Annotated in this window: 6 protein-coding genes and 1 pseudogene; 2 read left to right on the top strand and 5 right to left on the bottom strand. The window is 69.7% G+C overall.

What is annotated here, in order from left to right; genetic code table 11:
- Window positions 1–133: 133 nt before the first annotated feature.
- The 4 genes from ACFQ87_RS16035 to ACFQ87_RS16020 all read right to left on the bottom strand — a co-directional run bounded on the left by ACFQ87_RS16035 (window position 134) and on the right by ACFQ87_RS16020 (window position 3,038).
- Window positions 134–508, bottom strand: a complete 375-nt coding sequence (locus ACFQ87_RS16035; protein WP_380611381.1) for an ectoine synthase — start codon at window positions 506–508, stop codon at window positions 134–136.
- Window positions 509–626: 118 nt separating this feature from the next.
- Entirely contained in the window at window positions 627–893 is a 267-nt protein-coding gene (locus ACFQ87_RS16030; RefSeq protein ID WP_380611380.1) for a phosphopantetheine-binding protein, read from the bottom strand.
- A complete protein-coding gene (locus ACFQ87_RS16025; RefSeq protein ID WP_380611379.1) occupies window positions 890–2,359 on the bottom strand; it encodes an AMP-binding protein in 1,470 nt (489 codons plus the stop codon). The genes ACFQ87_RS16030 and ACFQ87_RS16025 overlap by 4 nt, the downstream gene beginning before the upstream one ends.
- Window positions 2,360–2,588: 229 nt before the next feature.
- Window positions 2,589–3,038 carry a MarR family winged helix-turn-helix transcriptional regulator gene (locus ACFQ87_RS16020; protein ID WP_380611378.1) on the bottom strand — a complete coding sequence of 150 codons (450 nt, stop codon included), beginning with the start codon at window positions 3,036–3,038 and terminating at the stop codon, window positions 2,589–2,591.
- A 243-nt stretch (window positions 3,039–3,281) separates the two neighbouring features.
- Between ACFQ87_RS16020 and ACFQ87_RS16015 the strand changes: the two genes are divergently transcribed.
- Window positions 3,282–4,277, top strand: coding sequence for an FkbO/Hyg5 family chorismatase (locus ACFQ87_RS16015; protein ID WP_380611377.1), 996 nt, complete (start codon window positions 3,282–3,284; stop codon window positions 4,275–4,277).
- Window positions 4,274–5,245 carry an LLM class flavin-dependent oxidoreductase gene (locus ACFQ87_RS16010; RefSeq protein ID WP_380611376.1) on the top strand — a complete coding sequence of 324 codons (972 nt, stop codon included), beginning with the start codon at window positions 4,274–4,276 and terminating at the stop codon, window positions 5,243–5,245. The genes ACFQ87_RS16015 and ACFQ87_RS16010 overlap by 4 nt, the downstream gene beginning before the upstream one ends.
- A 232-nt stretch (window positions 5,246–5,477) precedes the next feature.
- On the opposite strand, the pseudogene ACFQ87_RS16005 reads toward ACFQ87_RS16010, so the two are convergent.
- Window positions 5,478–6,512: pseudogene (locus tag ACFQ87_RS16005) on the bottom strand (RNA-guided endonuclease InsQ/TnpB family protein); the annotation flags it as partial.
- Between the last annotated feature and the right edge of the window lie 37 nt (window positions 6,513–6,549).

Raw genomic sequence — 6,549 nt, 5'->3', positions numbered from 1 at the left:
GGTTATGGGGGTTCGTATTGCTTGCGGGTGTGGCCACTCCCACGCTTCCAGGCGGTGACCCTCACCAGAGCCAAACCAGGGGGGGGGGGGGGGCCCCCCCCGGGACTGGTGGGCTGGCGGCCGGTGGGGCGGCTCAGTACTGGGAGAACCCGTCCTCGGACAGGGTGTGCTTCTCGTCGCCGTTGATCGGCGGGTTGAAGATCGACACCAGGTGGAGGTCCTCGTCGGCGGAGGCCACCAGGTAGTGCGGGTCATGCTCGTTGAGGACGTAGATGGTGCCGGGGACGATCTTGTGGCGGGTGCCGTCCTTCTCCACGACCTCGCCGGAGCCGCCGATGCAGTAGCAGGCCTCCAGGTGGTGGCGGTACTGCAGGGCGCTCGAAGTGCCCTTGCGCACGAGGGTGTCCGCGACGGCGAAGCCCATGCCGTCGCGCTTGGTCAGGAGTCGGTAGCTCAGGCCGTTGCCCCACTCGACAGGGGCGACGTCATCGAGGCTGCGGGTGAACATCTCTCTGGTTCTCCTTCGGGGTCGGGTTGTACGGCGGTTCGGTGCGGTCGGTCGGGCGGGACGGCGCAGTCGTCGGACGGGACGCCGCGCGGTCGGCCGGACCGGGCGGAGCGGTCGGTCAGACGGCCGCGGCCGGACGGTGCTCCGCGATCATGGCGACGATGGCGTCGAGGGTTCGGAAGTCGTCCGGGCCGAAGTCGATGTCGTCGACGGGGATCTGATAGGCCGAGGTGAGGTGCCCGAGCATCTTCACCAGGCCGAGACTGTCGATGACTCCGGAGTCGAGCAGGTCGTAGTCACCGGTGAGGTCCGAGACGTCCTCCCCGGCCAGGAACTGGGCCACGACGTAGGCGCGGACCTCAGTGGCGATGGCTGTGGTGCTCATGCGTCGCTCTCCTTCAGGCGGTTCTGCTTGATCAGGTTTCGGTCGGGCTTGCCCGTCGAGGTGCGGGGTAGCGGAGCGGCGGTCAGGTGCACCGAGGCCGGGATGGCGTGGCGCGGCAGCTGCCGGCCCAGGTGGGTGCGCAGTCGGAGACCGGTGAGGCCGCTGCCCGGGCGGTGGGTGACGTGGGCGTGCAGGCGGACGCCGGCCTGCGGGTCCGGCAGCGGCACGACCACGGCCTCCGCGACGTCCGGGTGGGCCGCGATCACGTTCTCCACCTCCTGCAGGTTCGTGCGGACGCCCCGGACCTTCACGTGCCAGTCCGCGCGCCCTTCGAGGAAGTACAGGCCCTCGGTGGTGCGGGTGACGATGTCGCCGGTGCGGTAGAAGACCCGGCCCTCCAGGTGCGTGAACACCGCGTCGTTCAGGTCCCGGCGCAGGTAGCCGCCGGTCTGGAACGGCGTGGACACCAGGAGTTCGCCGGTGCCGGCCGAGGCGAGGACCTCGCCCTCGGCATTGACGACCAGGGCGTCGGTGCCGCGGACGGGACGGCCGATGGGCATCGGGCCGTCCACGGCGGTGGGGTCGACGCGGTGGATGAAGGAGTCGTTGGTCTCCGTGCAGCCGAACACGTTGTGGAAGGCGGCCCGGGGGAAGGCCGGCGCGACGCGTCGCAGCAGGTCGGCCGGCATCCGGTCGCCGGTGAAGATCGCGTGACGCACGGCGGCGAAGGTGCCGCCGGGCTCCAGGAGCAGCCGGTACATCATCGGCACGCCCTGGACGAAGGTGACGTCGTGCCGGGCGGCCAGCGCGGCCAGGTGCGCGGCGTCGGTCGCCCGCTGCTGCTCCACCAGGACGACGCACGCTCCGAGCCGGAGGAAGGTCCAGACGTCGAGCAGGGCGAGGTCGAAGTTGAGGGGTGCGTACGACAGCGCGGTCTCGTCGGGTGTCAGGGCGAACTCGCCGACGGCCCAGTCGGTGAAGACGTCGAACCCGGCGGTCTCGATCGGAACGATCTTGGGTGTCCCGGTCGACCCCGAGGTGGTCAGCAGCAAGCGGGTCCGGGCCGGATCCGGCACCGCGAATCCCTCCGCCTCGCCCTCGTCCGCCGGCACCGGCGTCGCGGTGAGTTCGCCGTCGGCGGTGGCGGTGAGCTGGTGGGAGACCCGCGCCTGGTGTGCCAGGCGCTCCAGCGCGGCGTCGCCCAGGTCCGGGGAGGGGGCGAGGGCGATGTGGCCCTCGTGGAAGACGGCCAGCAGCAGCGCGACGGTCTGCGGGTTCTTGTGCGCCGGCACGCAGACGGTGCTGCCTGCCGGGAGGTTCAGCTGCGACAGGTGTCCGCGCAGACTCCGGGTCAGGTCGTTCAGCCGGCCGTAGGTGACGGCCTGGTCGTTGAAGTGGAGCGCGATGTGGTGGGGCCGGTCCTCGCCGTGGGCGGCGACGGTCTCGGCCAGGAGGGACGATGGCACGGCGGGATTCCTCGCGGTCGGCTCAGCCGCCGGCAACAGGTACCGATCGACTGTTCGAATCGTGCGGTGTCGAGGTTGACGGTACCTGGGCAAGTGGATGCTTGGTCAAGCATGCACTTGGCGAAGTGAGTGTGACGCAGGACACCGCAGTTGCATGTCCAAGCAAAAACCCCGAACGCGGAGTGCGTTCGGGGCCGGAGTCGGGACGGGCCGGCCGAGCCGGTGCGGATCAGACCTGGGTCGCGCGGAGGGCCTGGACCGTGGGGCCCAGCTCGGGGTCGGCGGTGAAGGTGTTCAGCGCGGACGACAGGACCTCCGCGTAGGTGGCGCGCGCGGCCTGGTAGCGCTGGCGCCCCTCGTCCGTGATGACCGCGTAGACGCCGCGCTTGTCCGACGGACACAGGTCCTTGAAGGCGAAGCCCGCCGTTTCGAGGCGGCCCACCAGGCGCGTCACCGACGACTGCCCCAGCCCGACCTTGTCGGCCAGGTCCTGCATGCGCAGTTCGCTCGTCTTGGAGTGGTGCAGGTGCTCCAGCGAGCGGTACTCCGACAGTCCGATCCCGTGCCGCCGCTGCAGGGCCAGGGCCAGTTCACGCTCCACGTACGCGTGGAGCGCGAGCACCCGGTTCCATGCGGCCTGGTCGGAGGTGCGTAGGGGCGCGTGGGATGAAGTTGCCATAGGTGCCTCCGTTGCAAGGGTGTTGCTTGACAGAAGAGTACATGCGCATGCAAGATCCTGGCGCCCCAGAGTTTGCTTTTTCGAAGATTTACGGGCCAAGTCTTGTTGCACGTACAAGCAATCTCTTCGATGGACGCACCGCCCGCAAGCCTCAGACGACCAACGGCTTCGACCGCGCCGGCTCGTGCTCCATCCGCTCCGCCGACCACGGCACCGCCCACCGCATCGAAGGACGCCGCCGACATGAGCATCCGCGCCCGTTTCACCCCGATCGATCAGTCACCCGCCCCGGAACGGGAGCGCCACGTCCTGGCCACGGTGACCTACGGCGACACCGCCGGCCTCAGCCGCTTCCAGCACGGCCACCCCGACCTGACCGTTCCGATGGCCGTCACCGGTGGCGACGCCTTCCGCGAGGTGTGGACCGTGGCGGACCGGCCGCGCTGGGTCCTGCGCGAGGACAACGCCTACGCCCACGACGGCCGCCACCTCTTCGTCGCCGGACTCCTCCCGGAACAGGACGTCTACACACCCCCGGTGCGCGCCCTCTACGAGAAGGCCTTCGCCCTGGTCAACCACCTCGACTACAGCCACATCTTCCGGATGTGGAACTTCGTCGGCGACATCGTCGGCACCAACGCCGAGGGCATGGAGGTCTACCAGGACTTCGTCCGGGGCCGCGCCCAGGCGTTCCACACCTACATGGGGGACAGCACCGCCCAGCTCCCCGCCGCCACCGGAATCGGCACCCAGGGCCGCGGCATCGCCTTCTTCCTGCTGGCGACGAGAAGAGGAGTGCCCCGGCACATGGAGAACAGCCGGCAGACGTCCGCCTACCACTACCCCGACCAGTACGGTCCCAAGTCGCCGAGCTTCGCCCGGGCCACCCTCCTGGACGACACGCTCTACGTCTCCGGCACCGCGTCCATCCTCGGCCACGAGACCGTCCACCACGGCGACGTGCGGGCCCAGACCCGGGAAACCCTCGACAACATCGCCCACCTGATCTCCCGCGAGAACCTCGCCACCCAGGGCATCGACGCGGGCCACGACCTGAAAGACCTCCGGATGATCAAGGCATACGTACGACATGAGGGCGACATTCCGGCGGTACGCGCGGTCTGTGAAGAGAAGCTTGGTCTTGGTGTCGACGTGAAGTACCTCAACGTCGCCGTCTGCCGCGACGACCTCCTCGTCGAGATCGAGGGCCTCGTCCCCGCTCGGGGGTGGGACCTGTGACCGACCTCAAGGTGGGCATCGTCCTCCCCGGACGCGAATGCGTCATCGACGAGGGCCCCTACCCCGCCAACCTCGCCTCCATCGCCGCCCTGGCCGAGGAGTCCGGCTTCGACTCCATCTGGGCCGGCGAATCCCCTCTCGCCCGCTCGCGGATGAACCCGCTGCTCGCCCTCGCCGCGGCCGCCACCGCCACCGAACGCCTCCAGCTGGGCACCGCCGTCCTCATGCCGCTGCGCCCTCCCGTCCACCTGGCGCACGAACTGGCCTGCCTCGACCGGATCTCCGGCGGCCGGCTCATCGCCGGCATCGGATCCGGCTTCGCCTCCCCCGGGACGGAACGCGAATTCGCCAACTACGGGCTGGACTTCACCACCCGCTTCGGGCGGATGCGGGAGACCGTCGAGATATGCCAGGCCCTGTGGGCCGCCCGCGGCGAGCCCGTCTCGTACGAGGGACAGCACTACCGGCTCCAGGACGCGGCCCTGCTGCCCCTGCCGCACCAGCCGCAGGGCCCCCCGCTGTGGATCGCCCACTCCGGGCCCAAGATGCTGCGGCGGGCGGGCCGGCGCTTCGACGGCTGGATGCCTACCTCCACCACCCCCGAGAAGTACGGCGAAGGCTGGGACCAGGTCGACGCCGCCCGCCAGGAGGCAGGCCGCCCCGCCGAGGCGGTCACCGGCGCCGTCTACCTCTCCGTCGCGGTCAACCGCGACCGTCAGCGGGCCGAGGACACCCTGTGGTCCTACTTCGACGCCTACTACGGCCTCCCCCTCACCACCATGCGCACCACCCAGGGGATCTTCGGCGGAACCCCGCAGGAGGTCGCCGACTGGCTCAACCGGTACATCAGGAACGGCGCCCGCCACCTGATCCTGCGCCTTCCCACCGACGAACTGACGGAGGCCGGCTACCGCACCGCGCTGCGGCGGACCGGGCAGGAACTGCTCCCGATCCTCCGCGGCCTTTGACATCCTCCCCGCCCTGGTGGACGGGGATTCCTCCCGCGTCTGCGGCACGGTCACGCGTGGTCCGCTGGTCGCCGAGGCGGGTTCCCCGTTCGACGGGCCGTGCCTGGCGTGGGATCGCCACGCCGGGTCTCACCGGCCCTCCAAGGGCGTTTAGCCTGTCCGCCTGCCCGGCGGCCAGGATGTTCCGAGCAGCGTTGAGGTCACGGTCATGCCACACACCACACGCCCCGCAGACCCACTCGCGGACCGCGAGCAACTTGGGCCCGTCACGGTGCCCGCACTCCGAGCAGAGCTGGGAGGACGGGAACGCGCGGTGCACGATGCCGACGTGGCGCCCGTACCGGGCTGCCTTCTCCTCCAGCAGTCGCCGGAAGGTGGACCATCCGGCGTCGTGCACGGACTTGGCCACGCGGCCTCGGGCGAGGCCGCGCACGTTCAGGTCCTCCAGGTACACCGTTTGGGTCTCGCGGATGATCCTGGTGGTCTGTTTGTGCAGTCAGTCCCTGCGGGTGTCGGCCACCTTGGCATGGGCCTTGGCAACCTTGATGCGGGCCTTCGCCCGGTTCTTCGACCCCTTGGCCTTGCGGGACAGCTCCCGCTGCGCGGCCTTCAGCTTCTTCTCCGCCCTGCGGAGGAAGCGCGGGTTGTCGATCACGCTGCCGTCGGAGAGGACGGCGTAGGTGGTCGGCCCGAGGTCGATGCCGACCTCGGCATCGACCTCGGGCAGCACGTCCGGTTCGACATCCACGACGAAGCTCGCGTGATACCGGCCGGACGGGTCCAGCGTGATCGTCACGGACGACGGATCGGCGGGCAGTGCCCGAGACCACTTCACCCGCACGTCCCCGATCTTCGCCAGGTTCAGCTTCCCGTTGCCCCGGATGCGGAACCCGTTGCGGGTGAACCGCAGCGACAGCCGGTTGTCCCTCTTCGACTTGAACCGGGGCAGCCCGACCGGACGCCCCGCGCGCTTACCGGACACCGAGGCGAAGAAGTTCCGGTACGCGGTGTCCAAATCCCGCAAGGACTGGATCAGCGGGTCCACACCCACCGAGGCGAGCCACGCCCGCTCCGGGGTCTTCTTCGCCGCCGTGATCACCAGTTTCTGAAGATCGGTGCTCTTGGGGTGCGGCCGCCCGGCTTTCCGGGATTCCTTCCGTACCGCGAGCGCGTCGTTGCACACTACGCGCGCACACCCGAACGTCCGGGCCGGCGAAGCGCGCTGACCAGCCGTCGGGTAGATGCGATAGGAGCACCTCAGATGCACACGATCAACCTACCGACAGGCGCTGACAACGACTCAT

The sequence above is a fragment of the Kitasatospora sp. NPDC056531 genome (genome assembly GCF_042794375.1).
In the GTDB taxonomy this organism is placed as follows: Bacteria; Actinomycetota; Actinomycetes; order Streptomycetales; family Streptomycetaceae; genus Kitasatospora.
Note: the sequence above shows the minus strand (reverse complement) of the source record. Positions and strands in the feature narration are given on the sequence as shown.

Excerpts from the sequence above, each read along its gene's own strand:
- ACFQ87_RS16035 (WP_380611381.1), bottom strand. The coding sequence starts at position 508 with ATGTTCACCCGCAGCCTCGATGACGTCGCCCCTGTCGAGTGGGGCAAC.
- ACFQ87_RS16030 (WP_380611380.1), bottom strand. The coding sequence starts at position 893 with ATGAGCACCACAGCCATCGCCACTGAGGTCCGCGCCTACGTCGTGGCC.
- ACFQ87_RS16020 (WP_380611378.1), bottom strand. The coding sequence starts at position 3,038 with ATGGCAACTTCATCCCACGCGCCCCTACGCACCTCCGACCAGGCCGCA.
- ACFQ87_RS16015 (WP_380611377.1), top strand. The coding sequence starts at position 3,282 with ATGAGCATCCGCGCCCGTTTCACCCCGATCGATCAGTCACCCGCCCCG.